This is a genomic window from Nocardia niigatensis NBRC 100131 (genome assembly GCF_000308655.1).
GTDB classification, from domain to species: domain Bacteria; phylum Actinomycetota; class Actinomycetes; order Mycobacteriales; family Mycobacteriaceae; genus Nocardia; species Nocardia niigatensis.
The window spans coordinates 1-20,280 of sequence record NZ_BAGC01000041.1; the positions used below are offsets into that span (position 1 = coordinate 1).

Genomic DNA, 20,280 nt, shown 5'->3' on the forward strand with positions numbered 1-20,280 from the left:
GCTGCTCGGCAAGGACGTCATCGGGCCGAGCGCCGCGCTGACCGTCGACTGGGTGTTGTGGTCGGCCGGAACCGTTTTCGGGCTGATGACAGCCGCCGGCATTCCCTATCGGATGATCACCCGGCACCGGTTCGATCCCGATGCGGCGTTCGGCGGGTGGCTGATGCCGGTGGTGCCGCCCATGGTGTCGGCCGCGCTGGGCGCACTGCTGGTTCCGCACACCCCGGCTGGTCAGGCCCGGCTGACCATGTTCGTGGCCTGTCTGGCCATGTTCGGCCTGAGCCTGATCGCCGCGTTCGTGACGACCACGCTGATCTGGTCGCGGCTGCTGCACCACGGTCTGCCACCGGCCGGGATGGTCGCCACCGTGTGGCTGGTGCTGGGCCCGCTCGGGCAGGGCGTCACCGCCGCCGGGTCGCTGGCGAATGTCGCGCCCACCGTGCTGGACCAGGACGAGGCGACCGGGCTGCAGGTGTTCTCGCTGCTCTTCGGCATTCCCACCTGGGGATTCGCCATGCTGTGGCTGGCGCTGGCCATCGCGGTCACCTGGCATGCCCGCGCCTCGATGCCGTTCAACCTGACCTGGTGGGGCTTCACCTTCCCGCTCGGCTGCTGTGTCACCGGCAGCACCGCGCTGTACTCGCACACCGGGGCCGATCTGTTCGCCGTGACCGCCGTGGGGCTCTACACCCTGCTGGTCGCCGCCTGGGCCGTGGTCTCCGTCAAGACCGTGCACGGCGTGGTCCGCGGAAACCTGCTGCGGCCTGCCCGTTAGAGCTCGGGAGCACACCCGGGGCGTACCGAATCGGTACGCCCCGGGTGTCGTATGTCCGGGGACAGACTGTGCCCGATGCGGCCGAAATGCTCGTGCTGTAACTCCATTCGCTATCTACTGACAGACGTGAACACGCGTCGGTGTATTCGTTGGATGCAGGAAGCGGCGGTTCATGGTGCGACGGGTCGAATCCGAGCGCCGGACGCAGCCGGTCACGAGCTCGAGCTCGGGTCGGGAGTTGCGGCTGGTGTCCGGTGACAGCTACGCCGGCTGGGAAGCGGTGTACCGGGACAATGTCGCCTGGGTGTACGCGTTGATGTTCGGCAAGGTCGGCAATCGGGCCGACGCCGAGGATCTGACGGCCGAGGTGTTCACGGCAGCGCTCAAACCGCTGCGCATCACGGCGAGCGCCCCCGAGGTGCGGGCCTACCTGCGCGCTACCGCGCGCACGGTGCTGGCCGCGCACTGGAAGGCGCGGATGGGCCGGGAGATCACCACCATCGAGGGCGATATCCCGGATGATCCGCCCGGGGAGTTCCACGACTCCGGAGCGGAGGCCCGGGCCAAGGCGGTCCTGGCCGAACTGCCGGACCGCTACCGGCGCATTCTGGAACTGCGTTTCCTCCAGGGACTTTCGGTCCGGGAGTCGGCGCAGAGCCTGGGTGTGACGGTGGCGAATGCGAAGGTGTTGCAGCATCGGGCGTTGCAGATGGCGTCCCAGCTGAATGAGCGAGGTGTGCGGTGAGCGGGCGGGAAGTGCGCAGGTTCGTCGACGAACTACTGGCCGGCAAGAAGTCCACGGGCTTCCGGCCCGATGAGGCCGAAGCCGAGCAGATGCGCACGGCCATCGAACTGCGGGCCGCGCGCCTGGGCAGTGACGCGCCCAGCGAAGAGTTCCTGAGCAGTCTGCAGCGCCGGCTCGCAGCCGAGGTGGACGACGAGCCCGCCCCGGTGCGCTCGGTGAACGGTTACCGCCGCCGGAACCTGCTGATCGGCACCTCCGCGGCCGCGGCGGCCACGGTCGGGGCAGTGGTGGATCGGACGCTGATCGGGCGCGGGGAGACGGGTTCTCCGCCGGCCGCGCAGCAGGCGCCGCTGTCGCCCAATACCGGCGCATGGCTGCCGATCGCGCGTTCCTCGGATCTGCCGGAGGGCGCGACGATCGCCTTCGATGTCGGCACCGTCAATGGATTCGTGCGCCGCGACAAGGGAAATCCGGTCGCGGTGTCCGGCGTGTGCACGCATCAGGGCTGCAAGCTGTGGCTGGACGCCCCGGCCGAACGGCTGCGCTGCCCTTGCCATTCCACCTCGTTCTCCATCGAGGGCCAGGTGGTCACACATCAACTGCCGGTGGCGCCCGCGCCACTGCCCACCGTCCGGGTCCGCGAGAACAACGGCACCATCGAGGTTTTCGCGCCCACCGAGCCCGCCTAGATTCCAATAGTGCTCGCGCACAGCGGTTTCCGTCTCATGTAACCCCCGCCCCTATCTATGGATGACCGGTTCGCAGCAGCGAACGGAACCATCCCGGATGGAGGCCCGGACCCCATGACACCCACCCGCAGCCGGCGGCGCGCAGCCGTCGCCGTGACCGTCGCCGCGGCAGCCCTGCTGACGGCGAGCGCGTGCAGCTCGAGCGGCGGCGGCAAAGCCACGGACAATGCCGCACCCGGCTTCACCTTCGCTTCCGGCACCGCTACGCCCGGCATGGTGCCGGACGGCGCGGGTCCGGCCATGCCCAGCATGACGATGCCGGCGGCGACCTCCGCCCCGGCAACCGCGGCACCGGCCGGACCCAACGCCGTCACCATCGACAATTTCGCGTTCGGGCCCACGTCGCTGACCGTCAAGGTCGGCACCACGGTGAGCTGGACCAATCACGACGAAGAACCGCACACCGTGGTCGCCGACGACGGCAGCTTCCGCTCGCCGACGCTCGGTAACAACGCGACCTACACCTTCACCTTCACCAAGGCGGGCAGCTTCGCCTATGTCTGCTCGATTCATCCGTTCATGCACGCGACCGTGGTGGTGACGCAATGAGCACCCGTAACCCGGACGACCAGTTCGCGGACTTCGACGACGAGGACGCGAACCGCGATCCCCAGAAGATGACACGCCGCCAGCTGATGCGGCACTCCGCCTGGTTCGGCGCGGCGGTGGGCCTGGCGGTGGTGGGCGGCGAGGTGGTCTCGCACCTGGCCGGCACCGCGCTGGCCGCGCCCGCCCGACCCACGCTGCGGTTCGCGCAGGTCAGTGACAGTCACATCGGATTCACCGGGACCGCCAACACCAGCGTGACCGATACCTTCACCGAGGCGATCTCGCAGGTGAACTCGCTGGGTTACGAGCCCGACTTCGTCATCCACACCGGCGATCTCACCCATCTGGCCACGGCGGAGCAGTTCGATCAGGTGCATCAGATGATGCGGGGGATCAAGACCCCGCACGTGTTCACCGTTCCGGGAGAACACGATTCGAGCGATGACGGCGGTTCCCGGTACCGGTCGGCCTTCGGGAACGGCACCCGCGGGGACGGCTGGTACAGCTTCGACATCGCCGGCGTCCACGTGATCGGACTGGTCAATACGCTCAATCTCAAGGATCTCGGGCATCTCGGACAGGATCAGCTGGACTTCGTACAGAAGGACGTGGCCGGATTGTCCAGTGACACACCGATCATCGTGTTCAGCCACATTCCACTGTTCGCCATGTACCCCCAATGGGGTTGGGGCACAGACGATGCCACCCAGGCGCTCAGCTACCTGAAACGGTTCTCCTCGGTGACCTGCCTCAACGGCCATGTGCACCAACTGTTCACGAAGACCGAGGGCAATGTGACCTTCTACAGCGGCACCACCACGGCGTATCCGCTGCCGAAACCCGGTGAGGGCCCGGCGCCGAAGCCGGTGACGCTGCCCGCGGGCAGGCTGCACGACGCTCTGGGCATCCGCGAGGTCACCTACCAGAAGGGGCAACAGCAGTTGGCTATCAAAGAACAATCGCTGAAATGACCACTGCCCAACGGCGTGTCGCACGCGCGTCTCACATCGTTGTCATTTCGACAGCATGACCGGGCGATGGAAGATCGAAAACGCAAGGTAATCTACTACGCTGGGCAGTAACAAGATGCTGTGCAGCAGTGCGGCGCACGGCGATTACAGGAGGGAAGCTATGCCACCCCGCCGTTTTCGGACGAATGCCGCAGCGAGCGCATTGATCGCGCTCGTGCTGGTACTGGCGGCCTGCTCGTCCAATCTCCCGAGCGGCACGGTGGGTCCGCGCACTCCGGTCGCGCAGTCCATCACCATGACTCCGGCGCAGGGCTCCGACAAGGTCGATCCGTCGGCTGCGGTGAAGGTGAGCACGTCCAGCGGCGTGCTGACCGATGTGTCGCTCACCAATGAGGACGGCAAGGTCATCGAGGGCACGTTCACGCCGGACAAGACGGCGTGGAAGCCGAACGATCAGCTGGGCTACAGCCGCACCTACACGCTGAAGGCCTCCGGAATGGATGTGACCGGCGCGACCGGCCCGATCACCTCCACCTTCACGACCATCGCCCCGAAGAACCAGACCAAGGTGTATCTGAACACCACGGGCGGGCAGGCGATCGTCGACGGCAACGCCTACGGCGTGGGCATGGTCATCGTCGCGCACTTCGACGAGGACATCCCCGACCGGGCGGCGGCGCAGAAGCGACTGGTGGTCACCACCGATCCGCCGGTGGACGGCGCCTGGTACTGGATGGACAACCGCAATGCGCACTGGCGGCCCAGGGAGTACTGGAAGACCGGCACCAAGGTGAACGTGGCGGCCAACCTGTACGGCGTCGAGGTCGGCAACGGCCTGTTCGGCCAGGAGGACACCAAGGCGAACTTCGTGATCGGCCCCTCGCACGTGTCGATCGCGGACGACAACACCCATCAGGTGCAGGTGTTCGAGAACGGTCAGCTGATCCGCACCATGCCCACCTCCATGGGTCGTGGCGGCAGTGAGACCATCGCCGGCAAGACGTTCACGTTCTGGACCATGCCCGGCACCTACACCGTCATGGACAAGGCCAACCCGGTCATCATGGACTCCTCCACCTACGGCCTGCCCGTCAATTCGCGGCTCGGGTACAAGGAGGCCATCGGCTGGGCCACGCGCATCAGCACCGACGGCATCTATCTGCACCAGCTGGATTCCACGGTGTGGGCGCAGGGCAATACCGACACCTCGCACGGGTGCCTCAACCTCAATGCCGAGAACGCGCAGTGGTTCTTCAACTTCGCGAATCCCGGCGACGTGGTGGAGGTCCACAACACCGGCGGCGCGCCGCTCGAGGTGTGGCAGAACGGCGACTGGACGCTGAGCTGGGATCAGTGGCTGGCCGGTAGCGCCTGAACCCGCTCGCGCGCGGCCAGCTGACCGGTCCGCGCGAGATACCAAGCGGCGACACAGAATTCGGCGGCCACCGTGCCCCACACCAGCGTCCACACCGAGTGGGTGCGCAAGGTGAGGAGCAGCGCGGTGGCCGCCACCGCTGTTCCCACCACCGCGCCGATCATGATGCCGACGGTATCCTGCCGCACCGGGAGGAGGGCGGTGGTGACGAACGAGGTGGTGGCGGTGGCGACCAGGATGCAGACCTCCACGCGCAGGATCGGCACGACGGCGCGGAAATCGTCGGCGTAGATCAGCTGCACGGCGAACGGGGCGGTCACCCAGATCCCGGCCCCCGCCACGGCCGCCACGATCACGCATGCGGCCAGGGCGCGCATCTCGCGCCGCCAGAAACTCGGATCGGTGCGCTCCCGGGCCATGCGGGGCAGCAGCGCCAAGCCGATCGGGTCCAGCAGCGACTGCACCGCGCGCACGAGTTTGTCACTGGCCGAATACAACCCGAGCGAGGCGGCGTCCAGCACCGAGGAGTAGACGGTGGCGGTGCCCTGCCCGTAGCTGGTCACCAATAGCCGTGACGCCAGCACGGGCGCGCCCGTGCGCAGGATCATCACGACCTTGGTCGGGCGGCCCGGGCGGCCGAACCGTGAGTGGGCGTCCCGCCAGGTCAGGGCGACGGTGACAACGGAGGACAGCAGCAGGCACAGCAGCACCACCTCGGCGTGCGGAAACCGGGGCAGCACGGCGACCAGCAGCACGAGGTACACCACGCGGCCGGCGATCTGGTAGGTCATCGAGGCTCCGAATCTGGCCTGTCCCACCAGAAGCCAGTCCTCGGACATGGCCAGGAATCCGCCCACGAACAGTCCGAGCAGGATCATGCGGAGATGCGTCCCGGCGCCGAAGCTCAGTCCGGCGGTGAGCGCCACCGCGATGGCACCGAGCCCAGCGCCCCGCACCGCGAGATAACTCCCCCGGAGTTCGCCGAGTCCCTCATCGTTCAGCAGCGCGGCCAGAAAGGTATTGATGCCGAGGTCCACGAGCAGCGAGCCCAGAAAGTACGCGGACATCCCGATGGCCAGCAGCCCGACCCCGCTGACCCCCAGTATCCGTGCGGTCAGCGGCACGGTTACCGCGGTGACCAGAAACTGCCCATACTTGCCCAGACTGACGAACCCGATGTCCCGCAATACCGACAGCAGCCCGTCCTCGGCGACCTTCGTCCGCACCCGCCCCACGAGTCCCGCCACCCGCTGTCCCGCCATAGCGGTCCTCTTTCTCCCCGACCGCGCGCCCCGGCCCGACCCCGAAATTCTCCTGCCCGCTCCCCTACCCCGCCACCCCGAACCGGTTACTCACCGGAAACCGTAACCAACCATTCAAATTCAACTGCCCAGTCCTGCAACGGGATTCATCCCACCAATGACCGGCCGCGCCACGGTAGGCTCGACGACGGATTATCCAGCCGAACGGGGGACCTGTGCCCAGCGACATGTTCAGCGTCTTCGGACGCATGACCGCCCACCCCGGCCGCCGCGACGAGCTGATCGACGTGCTCCTCAGCGGATTCCGCGCCGGCGGCCCGGACAGCGGACTCCTCACCTACAGCATCAATACCGCGCCGGACGACCCCGACACGATCTGGCTGACCCAGTTGTGGATCGACAAGGCCGCCCACGACGCGACCACCCGCTCCGAACCGGTCGCGGCGATCAGCAGCCGGCTCCCTCCCCTGCTGGCAGGACAGCCGGAAGGCTGTTACGGTCACGCCGTCCACGCGCACGGCCACATCCCCGACTGACGAAAAGCCCCGGCGCACCGGCCCACCCGTGCTGACCGTTCGGTTCGGCCAAGGGGTTAGGGTGGTGCCGATTGCGACTGGCGTTGCGTGGGCCGACCACGAGGAAGCGCAGTATCGGAGCGTCGTCCGCCTGGGTGCTCCCTATCTCGAGACGAGAGACGGGGCACGGCTGCGGATCTGCGCTATGGAACGAATCCGCATCAGCAAGCGCGCGTACTGGACGGCGGCGCGTTCGGGTGCTGCACGGGTCGGCGTCGCTCGCGTCATGCCGCCGGACATCATCATCGCCGACATCCGCCCCCTGACGGCCCGTCAGACCGCCGAGTTCGAACAGTGGGAGATCTACCATGACTGACCTCGACCTCAACGATGTCAGCCCTGAAGAAATGGCCGAGATCATGGATCGGCTGGAGGTTGGGCACGGGGCGGCTGTCGATGTGGAGCCGGCCCGCGACAGCGAGGCCGAGAACAAGCCGGGGTTGCGTGCTCGGTCGGTGAAGATGTCCGATGATTTGGACCTTCGTTGTGGAATACGCGCACAGGAACTGGGTTTGAGCAAGAGCGCCTATATCCGGCAGCTGATCGAGGCCGATCTACACACCGCCTACAGCGACGAACCGGAAATGATTCCGCTCGAAGAAGCGCGCCGAGCAGCACAGCAGGCCATCGAGGAAGCGCTGCAACGGCTCTCGCACCGTCCGGGACACGCCGCCTGACAAATCGGGAGTCGGGGAGGGGCCGCGTCGCGAGATTCGGGCATCGGGATTTGCCGTGATACCGGTCCAGAATGATCAGAATGAAGGGGTTGCCCATCGAAAGGTTGTTCCGACGATGAAGTCCACCCGTATAGTCCTGGCCTCCCGCCCGATCGGGATGCCGCAGCCGGAGAATTTCCGCACCGAGACGGTCGAACTGGACTCGCCGCAGCCGGGTGAGGTCCTGTTGCAGACGCTGTATCTGTCGCTGGACCCGTACATGCGCGGGCGCATGAGCGATGCGCCCTCCTACGCCCCGCCGGTCGAGATCGACGAGACCATGTGTGGCGCGACCGTGTCCCGCGTCCTCGAATCCACCGATCCGGGACTGCGACCCGGCGATATCGTGCTGGGCTGGGGCGGCTGGCAGACGCACTCGGTCGAGAATGCGCGGGCCCTGCGGAAGCTGGACCCGAATGCCGCACCGCTCACCACCGCTCTCGGCGTACTGGGAATGCCGGGCCTGACCGCGTACTCGGGTCTGCTCACCATCGGGCAGCCGAAGCCGGGTGAGACCGTCGTGGTCGCCGCCGCCACCGGACCGGTCGGTTCGACGGTCGGTCAGATCGCGAAGATCAAAGGCGCCCGCGCCGTCGGCATCGCGGGCGGACCGGAGAAGGTGGCCCTGCTGACGGAACGCTTCGGCTTCGACGCGGCGGTCGACCACCGCGCGCCCGACTTCGCCGAGCAGCTGGCCGCCGCCACCCCGGACGGCATCGACGTCTACTTCGAGAATGTCGGCGGCGCGGTCTTCGACGCCGTCCTGCCCCGGCTCAATCCGTTCGCCCGAATCCCGGTGTGCGGCTTGATCGCCAACTACAACGACACCGACCTGCCGCCGGGCCCGGACCGGCTGCCGCTGCTCATGTCGAGCATCCTGCGCCGGAGCCTGACCGTGCGCGGCTTCATCGTGTCCGAGTTCGCGGGCCAGGCCGCCGAGTTCTATCCGGCGGCGGCGCAGTGGATCGCGGAGGGCAAGCTCGTCCACCTCGAGGATGTCGTCGACGGCCTCGACCATGCCGTCGCCGCGTTCCAGGGCCTGCTCACCGGCAAGAATCTCGGCAAGCTGGTCATCAAGGTCTCCGACTGACCGGACCTCCGGGGCTCCCGCGCGGGCGGGCGGAAGCCCCGGAAGCCGTTCTCCTACTTCATGACCGCGATGTACGGCCGCAAGCCCAGGGCGATGTCCACACAGACGCCCAGCAGCACATCCCGCTCCACCGGGTCGAGCGGGTGCTTCAGCCAGAGCCGGGTGCCCAGGATGGGCACGGGTAGCGGCTGCCCGGCCCGATCCCACCAGAAGGACGCGTCGTAGAGATCGTTCACCATCCGGCCCAGAGTCCAGCCGCCGACGGTGCGCACCACGTCGAGACGACCGATCTTCTGACCCATGCGGTCGAGCACCACCATGCGGAACAGCTCCGGGGTCCGGGCCTCCTCCGGATCGGGCACGAAGTGGAAAAGCGTTCCCGCCGTGGATCCCACGGCGGTCGAGGTGTCGGCCCGTTGCACGGTGCCCAGCGACGTCCCGTCGCCGCGACTGAGCACGGTGGGCGCGGAATCCTTGGACTCCACCCACACCACCGACCCGTCGGCATAGGTGATGCGGTGCCTGCCGGTGCCGCCGTTCTTGAAGCCGAACAGGATGGCGGCCTTGGCCGTGAGGCCGTTGCCCGCGCCCTGCACACCGGTGGCCAATGGGTCGCCCGGGCCGGCACTGAAGGTGATCTGCAGTGCGTTGTTCACCTTGTGCACGACCCGGCCCTCGATCATCGTCGAGGTGCCCTGCGGCGCTGACATCGTTCGATCGTAGGCCCGCCGGTTCGGACGCAGCGGTGGTTTCGGTCCGGCACGCCGGACGCGACGCGCCCCTAGCTGGGGAAGCCGACCTTCGCGAGCGCGGTGGTCCAGTCGGTGGCGATGGCCACCTGGGCGTCGACCAGCGCGACCTTGCCGTTGCAGATCAGCGTGTGCAGCTTGGTCTCCACGCCGTCTTTGGGATTGTTCGGCCCGGCGCCGGCCTGGTGGCCCGGTGACGGCGGCTCGACCCAGATATTGCGCGGATCGTTGGGGTCGCCGCCCAGCTCCAGCGAGATCAGGTGATCGTATTCGGCATCGCGGGGGTCGCCGGTGTAGTCGTAGGACTTGATATTGGCGGCCTTCTCCGGATTCGTGATGGAGGTGTTGGGCCGAATCGAGGCGGTGTAGCCCGACTTACAGATGGTGTCGGCCAGATTCGCCGCTGTCACTTTGGGATTCGTCGCGCCGGGAGTGCAATTGGGATCGGGCAGCGGCTGACCGTCGGAGGTCTGGCGGTAGTGACAGCTGCCGGGCGCGGGCTGCGCGGCGACCGTGTAGGCGCCCTGCGGACCGGGGCCGATCGGGATGGTGCCCTCTTTCTCCTTGGCCGCGGGCTGCGGAACCGCTTGTGCTGGTGCGTTGGCCGGATGCTTTGCCTCCTCCTTCGAGCAAGCGACCGTCAAACTCAGGACCAGCAGAGCCATCGCAAGCCCTTTGTGCACCTTCATAACTTCCCCTGCTCGAGCCGGACAGCAGCCTAATTGTGCGCTATCCCTTGGCGATCGGCCACTCGCCGCGACGACACTCCGGGCGGGAGAGCGGAACCTGGTCACCGGGCGGAGAATACCTACCGACCGGTTATGCTGCAGCGATGACAGCAGATCTGTCGCACTCCCCCGCGGCAATCCAACCGTTCGGCAGCAACGGCATTCGGACCCGCGCCCTGGCGCTGGCCACCCTGTTGCTCGGCGTGGGCACCTTGCACTTCGTCGCGCCCAAGCCCTTCGACACCCTCATCCCGCCCCAGCTCCCCGGCAAACCCCGTACCTACACCCAGGTTTCGGGTGTGGCCGAGCTGACCGCCGGCGCGCTGCTCGTGGTCCCTCGCACCCGCGGCTTGGGCGCGCGCCTGGCCCTGCTGATCTTCCTCGCCGTCTTCCCCGGCAATCTGCAGATGGCCGCCGACTGGCTGCGCAGCGGCCGCCCCCTGCCGCTGAAAATCGTCGCGCTGCTGCGCCTCCCGCTCCAGCTCCCGCTGATCACGACCGCCCGCGAGATCTACCGCGCCGAGCGGTAGCCGGGTCCTACGGAGACGAACTCGTCGAATACCGGGCCCGCGATTCGCGCCGGCGCGGCTACTCCGGCGCCCCGGCCAACGCGGCCGGGGCCGGGATGCCGCGCCGCACCACCTCGGCGACGAAACGCCCGACGAGCACATCGCTCGGAGTCCCGATGAGGCACACCAGATCTCGCGCGACCGCGGGCCGCATCCGGCGCACCGTCGCCGACCCGGTGCCCAGTGCGGTGGCCGGAACCAGGGCGACACCCACGCCGGCTGCGGCCAGCCGCGCGGCGGTCACCGCCTGCCGGGTGCGCACGGCCACATTCAGGACCACACCCCGGCGCGCGGCTTCGGCCTCGAGCCAGCCGGCCAGTCCGTTGTCGGGGTGGTAGTGCACGAGCGGTTCCTCGCGTAACTGCTCGAACGTGATCCGGGTGCGCGCGGCCAGTGCGTGCCCGGGCGGCAGCACGGCCACTATCTCTTCCCCGCCGATCACCTCGATACCGCCCGTCCACCGGGTCGGGCGAGGACAGATGGCCACATCCGCCTGCCCGGACTCCACCAGCCGGGCCAGTTCATCGGCACTGGTGGCCTCGGTGAGCCCCAGTCCGACTTCGGGATTCCGCCGCAGCCAAGTGCGCAGCACCGGCGCGAGCAGCCCGGCGCTCATGCTCTCCGCGCAAGCCACCCGCAGATGTCCGCCCGCGCCACGGGCCGTCGCCCGGCCGGTGGTCACCACCCGCTGTGCCGCCGCCAGGGCCGTGCGCGCATCGGCCGCCACGGCCCGGCCCACCACGGTGGCCCGCACGCCGCGCGGGAGGCGTTCCAGCACCGGCGCGCCGATCTCCTTCTCCAGCGCGGCCAGCTGATGCGACAGCGCGGGCTGCGACATGTGCAGCGTCGCGGCGGCTTCGGTGATCGATCCGGCGTCGAGGACGGCGACCAGGCATTCCAGGGCACGCAGGGTTGGCATTCGGGAATTCTATGGAATCGATCGAAAAGATTCAGATCTCGACGGGATGATCGGCGGGCGGCGGGGCGCTCATTCCGGGCATGACGACATTGCAGAACAAGACACTGGTGATCATCGGCGCCGGATCGGGCATCGCACGGCAGTTGGCGGCCGATGCCGAAGCGGCCGGGGCGCAGGTGCTCTCGGTGGGCCGGCCTCAGGTCGACCTGGCCGACGAGGACACCATCGCGGCCCTGGCCGACCGGGTGGGCGAACTCGACTATCTGGTCACCCTGGCCTCCGATCCCGCCAACGGCCCGGTGACCGCGCTCGACCGCGCTGCCGTGCACCGGGCCTTCGATGCCAAGGTGATCGGCCCACTGTTGCTGGCCAAGCATTTCGCGCCGCGCTTGCGCCCCGGAGGCGCCCTGCTGCTGTTCTCCGGGGTGGCAGCCTGGCGGCCGGCGCCCGGCCGCGCGGTCATGGCCGCCGCCAATGCCGCGGCCGCCACGCTGGCCGCCGCGCTCGCCGTGGAGCTGGCTCCCATTCGGGTGAACGCGATTTCGCCCGGCATCGTGGATTCGGGCGCGTGGGACGGCCCCGGCAAGGCGGACTTCTTCGCAGGTGTCGCCGCGAGCAATCCGGCCCGGCGGGTCGGCACACCCGGGGACATCTCGTCGGCTGCCCTGCTGGCGCTCACCAACCCTTTCCTGACCGGCACCACCCTGCACGTCGACGGCGGCGGCCGCTGGGTGTGAAAACGACCGGGCGGCAGGGGCTTTCACCTCCTGCCGGACGGCCGCCCACGAGCGCAACGACTCCGGTGCGCTCAGGCCAGGACGAAACTCGCCTGCTGGACGAAGCCGTCGCCCTGCCGCATCCAGGAGTAGCCGAACCAGACGCCGGGGGTGACCTCCCGGATCTCGTCGTAGAGGGGCTGCGGCGCGTAGTCGAGAATCCAGGTCTCGCCGCCGTCCACCTTGGACGGACCGGCGTAGACGGTGCCGGGCCACCCCTCGATGCCGGCTCCGGTCGCGCGGTTCGTCACCGAGCCGCCCTCGGGGCCGGTATCGAAGTTCTTCCCGATCCAAACCAGGGGTGACCAGGACTGCATCTCGTGCGGCGTGGCGACCCAGCCGTCCTTGGCGCCGACCGGCACATCGCCGCGCGGGGCGTCGCTATAGATCGTGTCCAGTGCTCCGGGCGAACATCTGAACCGCAGCGAGTCCACAGTTGCTGATGTGTTGTCGGAGAACAGAACACACCCGTTGCCATAATCCGCATCGGCGTGGGCGACAACCGGGACAACCGAGATCAGCATCCCGAGGCCAAGAGCAGCGAGGGCCTTCATGAGGTCATTTCGAAAAATCTCACACTTCGCGATCATTACTGTCTCCATCGGGGCGAATACCGACCCAACAGTTGATCTTAGTTCGCGACAAATTAGCTGATCAGAACCGTCTCCGAACCGAGATCTGATCGCGGCGCACTTAACAGGAAATTGACAGCATTCGACTGGAAATGTCTCGAGCTTCGTGTCGATCTAATTGACTATGACCCCGATTCAGGCCCGTACCCCGCACGCACGGTGGTTCTGGATCGCGGCCGGCAGTTTCGTCGCCGTGATCTCCCTGGCAGCGCTCAGCGCTCCCACTGCGTTCGCCATGTCCCACGATCAGGCCGGTGTCGGCCAGGTCCCCGCGTCCACGGCGCCCAGCCCGACTGTGATTGCTTCGCATTCGATCTCGGTGACGGCCATCGCCCAGCAGATGCAGACCGCCATCCAGGCGGCCTCGCCCGGGACCACCGTCGGCATCGACGTGGTGGACACGACGACGGGGGCGGCACTGGCCAGCCTCAATGCCGACCAGCAGTTCTACACCGCCTCGGTGGTGAAACTGCTCATCGCCCTGGACGCGCTGAAAACGGTGAACTGGCAACCGGATCCGGACACCACCGCCCGACTCACCCAGATGCTGTCCACCAGCGACGACGACATCGCCGACGCCATGTGGGACAACGGCGGCAACGACGCCATCATCGACCGCATGGTCGCCGCCATCGGACTGTCCGCGACCACCGCACCCGACGACACCGCCCAGTGGGGCGAAACCCTCACCACGCCACGGGATGTCGTGGCCGTCTTCCACTACATCACCGCCGTGATCCCGGCCTCGGCGCGGGACCTGATCGTCGGCGCGCTGCACAACACCTCCCAGACCGCCGCCGACGGCACCGATCAGTACTTCGGCATCCCCGATGCCCTCACCGGCGCCACCTGGGCGGTCAAACAGGGCTGGATGGATCTGGACTCCTCGACCACCCTGGACACCACCGGTCTGGTCAGCCCCTCCCCTGATCAGCCCTACCGCTACGCCGTGGTGGTGCTGTCGACGCAGCCTGCGGGCACCCCCTGGACGGTGGCGGGCGCGGCCCTCACCGCCGGGGTGACCCTGCTGCACACGACGCTGAAGTAATCCCGGCCAGGGCGGTGCCGTGGCGGTCACCCCGTGGACCATCGCCCGCGAGTGGGGACGCAACAGCTGCGGCGGGTTCGGCGGGCCGGCTGACGCGCGTCAGACCGAGATGCCGAGCGCTCCCGCGACCGCGCGGGTGAGGTGGCCGGTCACCTGACCGGCGCTCCAGCGCCGGTGTTCGGTGAGGTCGTAGACCACCCGTTCGTCGAAGCTGGTGATCCACAGCAGGACGGCGTAGGTGAGGTCGCCTTCGGCGGTCTTACCTGCAGCGCAAGGTCGTTCAGTACCTCGGCGAGCATGTCGTGCGGGGCGGTGATGGATTCGTCCGCGGCGGCGGATCGAGGACCACACGATGCTGGTGACGACGATCCTTGAACGCGACCGATCCGGCACCCCGGATGCGCTGGGGCGGTTGCCGGCTTCGCGCGGACCCACGGCCGGCGCGGGGTACGCTCGCCGGGTTCGTTCGATGTTGAAGGAGAATTCGTGGGTAAAAAGAGCCGTCTCGCTTCGGGATTCGGAGTGGTGGCTGCAGGGGTCGCGTTGCTGGGGGCGGCGACGGGGGTGGCCGGAGCCGAGCGCGCGCTGACCGCGCCGGAGCAGGTGTTCGTGAGCTACCTGCAGGAGAAGGGTGAGCTCCTGACCGATCAGGATCAGCAGCTCGCGGCCATCGATGTCGGCAAGGCCGACTGTGCGGCCATCGCGGCGGGCATGACCAAGGAGCAGCTGTCCGAACAGCTTCCGGGTGGGGCGGCCGAGAAGGAGGAGGCCGTGCTGTTCCTCGACGCGGCCACCGCGCCGGGCAGCCTCTGCGGCTGAGCCACGGTCGTATCGAGCCTGCGGGCGCTGCCGGAAACGGCAGCGCCCGCAGGTTTTTCAGGGCCTAATGGGTCTATCTGATTGCGTAAGTTGTTAATTGCATACCTTGCGGAATTCTTCAGCAAACTGCCCGCCGCCGGTCCCGTGCGGGCGTAGCGTCACGGCACACGACAACCCGTCACGGCGTAGGAGAGGAAATTCCATGGCGGACTTGGAAGTAGCCCTGAAGGACATGATGATGCTCGACGGAGCCATGGGCGCTGCCGTCGTCGACTACGGCAGCGGCATGCCGCTGGGCGTGCTCGGCGGCTCGAAGAACCTGGACCTGGAGGTTGCCGCCGCCGGCAATACCGAGGTCGTGCGGGCCAAGCTGCGCACCATCGAGCAGCTCGGGCTCAACGAGGAGATCGAGGACGTCCTCATCACCCTCACCAATCAATACCATTTGGTGCGGCCATTGCGCGGACGACGCTCGCGCGGGCTGTTCCTCTACGTGGCGCTGGACCGGACCCGCGGCAATCTGGCACTCGCCCGGCATCGTCTCCGCGACATCGAGGAACACCTCGAGGTCTGAACCGAGCGGTAACCCTTCACGCAGCGCGCTCGTCCCACCGGATTCGGTTGTGCCCGAACGGATCCAGGTGGGTGCCGCGCAGGATCTGCTCTCGGCCGACGCGCCGCCGTCGCGAAGTCGGCACGGCAGCCGCTGGGCCAGGACGACACCCTGGTCATCTGCCGCAAGGCGTGAAAATCGAAGCGCGCGAGGTGGTTCCGGAGAATTCCAGAACCACCTCGCGTTGTTCGGCGACGGTGAACGCTGGACCTTGCCCAGCCCGATGACCAGCAGCATGACCACCGACAACAGGACGTCCCCCGCACCCGTGTGGAAGCGGAAGCCGATCGCGAGGCCCGCGGCCAGAAGGCACGGCGCGTACGCCACGAACTGCTGCAGCACGTCGGCGAGCGCACGGCCCGCCCGGTGGTCGCGGCGTAGAACCAGGCGATCGTTTGGTACGCGCCCACCCTGCCCGCGAGAAATTTCTGCGGCGGTGTCGTGATCGCGGCCGTCCGTTCGTGTAGAGGATGAACCCGGCAACCTGGCCGGGTCGCAACCAAGGAGCGAACATTGGCAGGATCGTCGCGGTCGTCAATCTCACCCTCGACGGCGTCATGCAGGCCCCGGGCCGGGCCGATGAAGACACCCGGAACGGATTCGCGGGCGGCGGCTGGGCACACCCGTACGCGGACTCGGTCCAGGCCCGCGTCATGGGTGCGCACATGGCCGCGTACACCGGCGGCGGCCTGCTGTTCGGTCGCCGCACCTACCAGGACTTCTTCGAGTTCTGGCCCCATCAGACCGGCAATCCGTTCACCGAGGTGCTGGACAAGGCCCAGAAGTTCGTCTGCTCCCGCACCCTCGCCGAACCGCTGCCGTGGCAGAACTCCACCCTGCTGCCCGGCGACGGGGTCGCGGCCGTGCGCAGGCTGCACGCCGAGCAACCCGACCTGGATCTGGTGGTCCTCGGCAGCGGTGAGTTGCTGCGCTCCCTCATGCGTGCGGGCATGATCGACGAGTACCTGCTCTCGATCCACCCCTTGACGGTCGGTCCCGGCGCGCGCCTGTTCGACGGCGTCGACGTGGGCCCGCTGCGACTGACCGACAGCGTCACCACGACGACCGGTGTCCTCATCGCCACCTATCGTCCCGCAGGAGAGGAGTCGCGATGACCGAGTACCTGCTCAGCATCTACCAGCCCGACGACACCGCACCGCCGGACGACCTCGACGAGATCATGAGCGAACTCGCGAAACTCAATGCGGAGATGCGGGACGCCGGGGCGTGGGTGTTCGCCGCCGGGCTGCACGCGCCGAGCACCGCCACCGTACTGCGCGCACAGGGCCCCGACGTGCTGGTCACCGATGGGCCGTTCGCCGAGAGCAAGGAGCACATAGGCGGCTTCACCGTCCTGCGCGCGGCCGACCTCGACGAGGCTCTGGACTGGGGTCGCCGCATGGCCCGGATCATCGGGCTGCCGATCGAGGTACGGCCCATCCAGGACGCGTGACATGTCCTCCGGCACAGTCGATGTCGCGGCCGTGTTCGCAGAGCACTACGGCCGCGCCGTCGCCTCCCTGATCCGTGTCTTCGGTGATGTCGACATCGCCGAAGACGCGGTGCAGGAAGCCTTCGCCACCGCGGTGCAGCGCTGGCCACGCGACGGGCTGCCGCCCAGTCCGCCCGGCTGGATCATCACCACCGCCCGCAATCGCGCGGTGGACCGGCTGCGCCGTGAAGCCGCCCGCGCCGACAAGTACGCCCGGGCCGCGCTGCTGCGGGCGGATGGGGAACCGATCGAGGAGGGCGCGGTGCGCGACGACCGGCTGCGCTTGATATTCACCTGCTGCCATCCCGCGCTGTCCCGCCACGCCCAGGTGGCATTGACCCTCCGGCTGCTGGGCGGACTGTCCACGGTGGAGGTCGCCCGTGCCTTCCTGGTGCCGGAGACGACCATGGCGCAGCGCCTCACCCGCGCCAAGGGCAAGATTCGCGACGCCCGCATCCCATACCGGGTGCCGTCCGACGCCGACCTGCCCGCCCGGCTCGAAGCCGTCCTCACCGTCCTCTACCTGATCTACACCGAAGGGCACACCGCCACCGCCGGCGCGCACCTGGCCCGGGCGGACCTGCGCGCCGAGGCCATCCGGCTGGCCCGGGTGCTCGCCGAACTCATGCCGGACGAACCCGAGGTCCACGGCCTGCTCGCCCTGCTGCTGCTCTCCGAATCACGCAGTGCCGCACGCACATCCGGGACCGGTGAGCTGATTCCCCTCCCGGAGCAGGATCGACGTCTCTGGGACACAGCCCTGATCGCCGAGGGGCACGCGCTGGTCCGGGCATGCCTGCGCCGCAACCAACCCGGGCCGTACCAGATCCAGGCGGCCATCAATGCCGTGCACACCGCCGCCCGCACCGCCGCCGACACCGACTGGCCGCAGATACTCCAGCTCTACAACCAGCTCCTCGACCTCACCCCGAACCCGGTGGTGCGGCTCAACCGGGCGGTGGCCGTGGCCGAGGTCGCCGGGCCCGAAGCCGCACTGACCGAACTGGACCTGGTGGACCTCGGCGACCAGCACCTGTACCACGCGGTGCGTGCCGATCTCCTGCACCGCCTCGGCCGGAAGGACGACGCCGCCCAGGCTTACCGCGCGGCGATCGCCCGCGCTCGGAATGACACCGAACGCGAGTTCCTCATCGCCCGTCTGCTCGCTTCTTCCGGCAAGCTCCCCACAGAAACCAGTGGCCGCAGGTGCCGCGGTCGTCGGTGACGACGGAGAGTCGAAGGTCCTGGCGGTTATGGACCTTCCACTGCGATCGGACGGCATTGGCCTCTCTGCTGTCGCCGGTCGACGGCGCAAAGTCGAACCATGGAACTCCCACAGCAGACCGACCACCGGACCGAAGACAGCCGGCTGAGCTGGCAGACAGCCACGGTCGACGGGATCCGCAGCCGATATCTGGTCGGCGGCACCGGTCCCAGCGTGGTACTGCTGCACGGATTCGGACTGGCGAATCGCACCTATCGAGCCGCACTCGAGCAGCTGTCGGGGCGTGGGATGCGGGTCTACGCGCCGACGATGCCCGGCTTCGGCGGCACGGGCGAACTGCCCACCAGCCGCACCAGCATGCACGGCTACGCGAGCTGGGTCGCCGCGTTCATCCGGGCCGCCGGTATCACGGAACCGGTCACACTCATCGGTCACTCGTTCGGCGGCGCCGTCGCCATCATGACGGCCTACGAATCGCCCAGCCTGGTGGGCCGACTGGTCCTGGTCAATTCGGTAGGTGGCTCGGCCTGGGTCAACGGCCGCGGCACAGTGGTGGCCATGGCCCAGCGGCCGCTGTGGGATTGGGGTCTGCACCTGCAGGCCGATATCCTCCCGGTCCCCGAAATGACCCGTGTGCTGCCGATCATCCTCCGCGACGGCGTCCCGGCGGCCATGTCCCATCCGCAGGCCTTCTGGCGCGCGGCCAAGCTGGTCAGAACGGCGAATCTGACAGCCGAACTGGCCGAACTCGGCAGCCGTGGTCTGCCGATAACGATCGTCTGGAGCAGCGCGGACAACGTGATCCCCGAGGCCGCGACAGAGACACTCCAGGCCGCCCACGAGGAGATCCGGACGATCACCGTCGAGGGCAAGCACTGCTGGCTACTCGCCGATCCGAGCCGTTTCGGCGAAGTAATCAGTGACGCACTCACCTTCACGCCCGCCACCGGCGCCGCCTGACATCGCTCTCGTGCGCGGGCCCGTTCACCGGGCCCGCTTCGTCATGCCTGCTCCCGACGATTCCGTTCCGGCCGTGTGCGGGCAGCAGCGATCGCGGTACCTCCGGCCCTCGTCCGGGCTGACCGGACCGCGCTCGAATTCCACCACCGCCGCCCCGGCGCTCGACAGGTGCGCAGCGCAGATGACCCGGATCGGTCGGCAGCCTCCGAGCACCGGCGGCCGCCGCGCCCGGTTGCGCTCCACGACGGCGGCATATCGATGGCTGGTTATGCCCGCGGCACCTTGATGACGTAGTCCGGGTATATCTCGTTCGGGTTGGTGATGACCTCGGGGTTCGCCGCGACGAGCCGGTAGTAGAACTTGCCGGATCCGTAGTAGCGAGCCGCGATGCCCCACAGCGTTTCTCCGCTGGTGACGGTGTGTTCGAGATACGTGGTGTAGCCCGGCACGATCTTCGGTCCGAGGATCACGGGGACAATGACGCTGTCGAGCTCCGCGCCGTCCTTTGCCGAGGTGTGGAACACCTCGATGAAGATCCGGTTGAGCATGAACGAGGCGCCCGACACGTCGACAGCGAGCTGGAACTGGCTGTGGCCGCCGTTCCCGTCGCCGGCGGTGAAATACCCGTTGACCTCGTCGTGGCCCTCGGTGATGCGGTAGTTGAAGTTCGCCTCGAACGCTCCGCCCGCGGTTCCGGCGATCTGGATCTGGTTGCCGACGATGTCGTAGGGCCGGGGTTGCTGCACTTCGATGATCATCAGTGGGTCTCCGATCGAACCGGGCATCGCAAGATTCATCCGACTTCGAATTCCATTGTGGCACTGTTTCTATCGAAGAGCTCGGAATCGATGACCTTTGGAGACAACGGCTCTCGTGCGGAGGAGGAGACCGGACGATCACACCGCACCGAGCCCGACCCGGCGGACCCAACCCCGGCCGGGGA

At 67.9% G+C, this 20,280-nt stretch carries 26 protein-coding genes and 1 riboswitch; of the genes, 19 read left to right on the top strand and 7 right to left on the bottom strand.

The annotated features are described in order from the left end of the window. The 6 genes from ON33_RS14945 to ON33_RS14970 form a co-directional block, all read left to right on the top strand. Positions 1-775, top strand: a 775-nt coding sequence (locus ON33_RS14945; RefSeq protein WP_040859364.1) for an SLAC1 family transporter, incomplete at its 5' end; no start/stop codon positions are given. Positions 776-947: 172 nt separating this feature from the next. After that, positions 948-1,520: an RNA polymerase sigma factor gene (locus ON33_RS14950; protein WP_051152209.1), complete on the top strand. Its 573-nt coding sequence runs from the start codon at positions 948-950 to the stop codon at positions 1,518-1,520. Then, positions 1,517-2,209: a Rieske (2Fe-2S) protein gene (locus ON33_RS14955; protein WP_040859366.1), complete on the top strand. Its 693-nt coding sequence runs from the start codon at positions 1,517-1,519 to the stop codon at positions 2,207-2,209. The genes ON33_RS14950 and ON33_RS14955 overlap by 4 nt, the downstream gene beginning before the upstream one ends. Before the next feature lie 114 nt (positions 2,210-2,323). Beyond that, on the top strand, positions 2,324-2,818 hold the full coding sequence (locus ON33_RS14960; protein ID WP_040859367.1) for a cupredoxin domain-containing protein: 495 nt from the start codon (positions 2,324-2,326) through the stop codon (positions 2,816-2,818). A 68-nt stretch (positions 2,819-2,886) separates the two neighbouring features. Next, complete coding sequence (locus ON33_RS14965) at positions 2,887-3,789, top strand: metallophosphoesterase family protein (protein WP_040859834.1); 903 nt, start codon at positions 2,887-2,889, stop codon at positions 3,787-3,789. A 160-nt stretch (positions 3,790-3,949) separates the two neighbouring features. After that, complete coding sequence (locus ON33_RS14970; protein WP_040859368.1) at positions 3,950-5,164, top strand: L,D-transpeptidase; 1,215 nt, start codon at positions 3,950-3,952, stop codon at positions 5,162-5,164. On the opposite strand, the gene ON33_RS14975 is transcribed toward ON33_RS14970, so the two are convergent. After that, positions 5,140-6,426 carry a lipopolysaccharide biosynthesis protein gene (locus ON33_RS14975; RefSeq protein ID WP_083868982.1) on the bottom strand — a complete coding sequence of 429 codons (1,287 nt, stop codon included), beginning with the start codon at positions 6,424-6,426 and terminating at the stop codon, positions 5,140-5,142. The two genes, ON33_RS14970 and ON33_RS14975, sit on opposite strands and share 25 nt — an antisense overlap. A 215-nt stretch (positions 6,427-6,641) precedes the next feature. Between ON33_RS14975 and ON33_RS14980 the strand changes: the two genes are divergently transcribed. From ON33_RS14980 to curA, 4 genes are all read left to right on the top strand, one after another. Further along, a complete protein-coding gene (locus ON33_RS14980; RefSeq protein ID WP_051152211.1) occupies positions 6,642-6,962 on the top strand; it encodes a putative quinol monooxygenase in 321 nt (106 codons plus the stop codon). A gap of 63 nt (positions 6,963-7,025) precedes the next feature. Beyond that, positions 7,026-7,105: riboswitch (ZMP/ZTP riboswitch) on the top strand. 41 nt (positions 7,106-7,146) lie between these two features. After that, positions 7,147-7,317 carry a hypothetical protein gene (locus ON33_RS44675; protein WP_444543758.1) on the top strand — a complete coding sequence of 57 codons (171 nt, stop codon included), beginning with the start codon at positions 7,147-7,149 and terminating at the stop codon, positions 7,315-7,317. After that, positions 7,310-7,678 (top strand): hypothetical protein, encoded by a 369-nt coding sequence (locus ON33_RS14985; protein WP_040859370.1) that lies wholly within the window; start codon positions 7,310-7,312, stop codon positions 7,676-7,678. Before ON33_RS44675 ends, ON33_RS14985 begins: the two co-directional genes overlap by 8 nt. A 115-nt stretch (positions 7,679-7,793) precedes the next feature. Continuing rightward, positions 7,794-8,807, top strand: a complete 1,014-nt coding sequence (gene curA / locus ON33_RS14990; RefSeq protein ID WP_040859372.1) for an NADPH-dependent curcumin/dihydrocurcumin reductase — start codon at positions 7,794-7,796, stop codon at positions 8,805-8,807. 53 nt (positions 8,808-8,860) lie between these two features. On the opposite strand, the gene ON33_RS14995 is transcribed toward curA, so the two are convergent. Both ON33_RS14995 and ON33_RS15000 read right to left on the bottom strand, forming a co-directional pair. After that, complete coding sequence (locus ON33_RS14995) at positions 8,861-9,517, bottom strand: hypothetical protein (protein ID WP_157184546.1); 657 nt, start codon at positions 9,515-9,517, stop codon at positions 8,861-8,863. Between the two features lie 71 nt (positions 9,518-9,588). Then, on the bottom strand, positions 9,589-10,221 hold the full coding sequence (locus tag ON33_RS15000; RefSeq protein ID WP_218001434.1) for a hypothetical protein: 633 nt from the start codon (positions 10,219-10,221) through the stop codon (positions 9,589-9,591). Positions 10,222-10,388: 167 nt separating this feature from the next. Between ON33_RS15000 and ON33_RS15005 the strand changes: the two genes are divergently transcribed. Then, entirely contained in the window at positions 10,389-10,814 is a 426-nt protein-coding gene (locus ON33_RS15005) for a DoxX family protein (protein WP_245550539.1), read from the top strand. A gap of 58 nt (positions 10,815-10,872) precedes the next feature. Here the strand turns inward: ON33_RS15005 and ON33_RS15010 are convergent, their stop codons facing one another. Beyond that, complete coding sequence (locus tag ON33_RS15010) at positions 10,873-11,772, bottom strand: LysR family transcriptional regulator (RefSeq protein WP_040859377.1); 900 nt, start codon at positions 11,770-11,772, stop codon at positions 10,873-10,875. A gap of 80 nt (positions 11,773-11,852) precedes the next feature. Between ON33_RS15010 and ON33_RS15015 the strand changes: the two genes are divergently transcribed. After that, positions 11,853-12,509, top strand: a complete 657-nt coding sequence (locus ON33_RS15015) for an SDR family oxidoreductase (RefSeq protein WP_040859379.1) — start codon at positions 11,853-11,855, stop codon at positions 12,507-12,509. Between the two features lie 71 nt (positions 12,510-12,580). On the opposite strand, the gene ON33_RS15020 is transcribed toward ON33_RS15015, so the two are convergent. After that, positions 12,581-12,982 (bottom strand): hypothetical protein, encoded by a 402-nt coding sequence (locus ON33_RS15020; RefSeq protein WP_245550540.1) that lies wholly within the window; start codon positions 12,980-12,982, stop codon positions 12,581-12,583. Between the two features lie 322 nt (positions 12,983-13,304). Between ON33_RS15020 and ON33_RS15025 the strand changes: the two genes are divergently transcribed. After that, complete coding sequence (locus ON33_RS15025; RefSeq protein WP_051152214.1) at positions 13,305-14,228, top strand: serine hydrolase; 924 nt, start codon at positions 13,305-13,307, stop codon at positions 14,226-14,228. 99 nt (positions 14,229-14,327) lie between these two features. Here ON33_RS15025 and ON33_RS15030 read toward each other — a convergent pair whose 3' ends face one another. After that, positions 14,328-14,621, bottom strand: coding sequence for a hypothetical protein (locus ON33_RS15030; RefSeq protein ID WP_157184547.1), 294 nt, complete (start codon positions 14,619-14,621; stop codon positions 14,328-14,330). A 93-nt stretch (positions 14,622-14,714) separates the two neighbouring features. On the opposite strand from ON33_RS15030, the gene ON33_RS15035 reads away from it, so the two are divergent. From ON33_RS15035 to ON33_RS15060, 6 genes are all read left to right on the top strand, one after another. Continuing rightward, positions 14,715-15,047 (top strand): DUF732 domain-containing protein, encoded by a 333-nt coding sequence (locus tag ON33_RS15035; RefSeq protein ID WP_157184548.1) that lies wholly within the window; start codon positions 14,715-14,717, stop codon positions 15,045-15,047. Positions 15,048-15,249: 202 nt separating this feature from the next. Further along, on the top strand, positions 15,250-15,621 hold the full coding sequence (locus ON33_RS15040) for a hypothetical protein (protein WP_040859387.1): 372 nt from the start codon (positions 15,250-15,252) through the stop codon (positions 15,619-15,621). A gap of 509 nt (positions 15,622-16,130) precedes the next feature. Beyond that, positions 16,131-16,775, top strand: a complete 645-nt coding sequence (locus tag ON33_RS15045) for a dihydrofolate reductase family protein (protein WP_083868983.1) — start codon at positions 16,131-16,133, stop codon at positions 16,773-16,775. Beyond that, complete coding sequence (locus tag ON33_RS15050) at positions 16,772-17,113, top strand: YciI family protein (protein WP_040859389.1); 342 nt, start codon at positions 16,772-16,774, stop codon at positions 17,111-17,113. The genes ON33_RS15045 and ON33_RS15050 overlap by 4 nt, the downstream gene beginning before the upstream one ends. Before the next feature lies 1 nt (position 17,114). Continuing rightward, a complete protein-coding gene (locus ON33_RS15055; RefSeq protein ID WP_051152216.1) occupies positions 17,115-18,377 on the top strand; it encodes an RNA polymerase sigma factor in 1,263 nt (420 codons plus the stop codon). A gap of 99 nt (positions 18,378-18,476) precedes the next feature. Beyond that, positions 18,477-19,337, top strand: a complete 861-nt coding sequence (locus tag ON33_RS15060) for an alpha/beta fold hydrolase (protein WP_063710998.1) — start codon at positions 18,477-18,479, stop codon at positions 19,335-19,337. A gap of 266 nt (positions 19,338-19,603) precedes the next feature. Here the strand turns inward: ON33_RS15060 and ON33_RS15070 are convergent, their stop codons facing one another. Next, entirely contained in the window at positions 19,604-20,095 is a 492-nt protein-coding gene (locus ON33_RS15070) for a Gmad2 immunoglobulin-like domain-containing protein (RefSeq protein WP_040859842.1), read from the bottom strand. Positions 20,096-20,280: the final 185 nt, after the last annotated feature.

Bases quoted from the DNA above. Each gene is read 5' to 3' on its own strand.
- ON33_RS15010 (WP_040859377.1), bottom strand. From the start codon at position 11,772: ATGCCAACCCTGCGTGCCCTGGAATGCCTGGTCGCCGTCCTCGACGCC.
- ON33_RS14995 (WP_157184546.1), bottom strand. From the start codon at position 9,517: ATGTCAGCGCCGCAGGGCACCTCGACGATGATCGAGGGCCGGGTCGTG.
- ON33_RS44675 (WP_444543758.1), top strand. From the start codon at position 7,147: ATGGAACGAATCCGCATCAGCAAGCGCGCGTACTGGACGGCGGCGCGT.
- ON33_RS15015 (WP_040859379.1), top strand. From the start codon at position 11,853: ATGACGACATTGCAGAACAAGACACTGGTGATCATCGGCGCCGGATCG.
- ON33_RS15000 (WP_218001434.1), bottom strand. From the start codon at position 10,221: ATGGCTCTGCTGGTCCTGAGTTTGACGGTCGCTTGCTCGAAGGAGGAG.
- curA (WP_040859372.1), top strand. From the start codon at position 7,794: ATGAAGTCCACCCGTATAGTCCTGGCCTCCCGCCCGATCGGGATGCCG.
- ON33_RS15060 (WP_063710998.1), top strand. From the start codon at position 18,477: ATGGAACTCCCACAGCAGACCGACCACCGGACCGAAGACAGCCGGCTG.
- ON33_RS15045 (WP_083868983.1), top strand. From the start codon at position 16,131: ATGAACCCGGCAACCTGGCCGGGTCGCAACCAAGGAGCGAACATTGGC.
- ON33_RS14985 (WP_040859370.1), top strand. From the start codon at position 7,310: ATGACTGACCTCGACCTCAACGATGTCAGCCCTGAAGAAATGGCCGAG.
- ON33_RS15005 (WP_245550539.1), top strand. From the start codon at position 10,389: ATGACAGCAGATCTGTCGCACTCCCCCGCGGCAATCCAACCGTTCGGC.
- ON33_RS15070 (WP_040859842.1), bottom strand. From the start codon at position 20,095: ATGATCATCGAAGTGCAGCAACCCCGGCCCTACGACATCGTCGGCAAC.
- ON33_RS15025 (WP_051152214.1), top strand. From the start codon at position 13,305: ATGACCCCGATTCAGGCCCGTACCCCGCACGCACGGTGGTTCTGGATC.
- ON33_RS14975 (WP_083868982.1), bottom strand. From the start codon at position 6,426: ATGGCGGGACAGCGGGTGGCGGGACTCGTGGGGCGGGTGCGGACGAAG.
- ON33_RS14970 (WP_040859368.1), top strand. From the start codon at position 3,950: ATGCCACCCCGCCGTTTTCGGACGAATGCCGCAGCGAGCGCATTGATC.
- ON33_RS14965 (WP_040859834.1), top strand. From the start codon at position 2,887: ATGACACGCCGCCAGCTGATGCGGCACTCCGCCTGGTTCGGCGCGGCG.
- ON33_RS15055 (WP_051152216.1), top strand. From the start codon at position 17,115: ATGTCCTCCGGCACAGTCGATGTCGCGGCCGTGTTCGCAGAGCACTAC.
- ON33_RS14950 (WP_051152209.1), top strand. From the start codon at position 948: ATGGTGCGACGGGTCGAATCCGAGCGCCGGACGCAGCCGGTCACGAGC.
- ON33_RS15050 (WP_040859389.1), top strand. From the start codon at position 16,772: ATGACCGAGTACCTGCTCAGCATCTACCAGCCCGACGACACCGCACCG.
- ON33_RS14960 (WP_040859367.1), top strand. From the start codon at position 2,324: ATGACACCCACCCGCAGCCGGCGGCGCGCAGCCGTCGCCGTGACCGTC.
- ON33_RS15040 (WP_040859387.1), top strand. From the start codon at position 15,250: ATGGCGGACTTGGAAGTAGCCCTGAAGGACATGATGATGCTCGACGGA.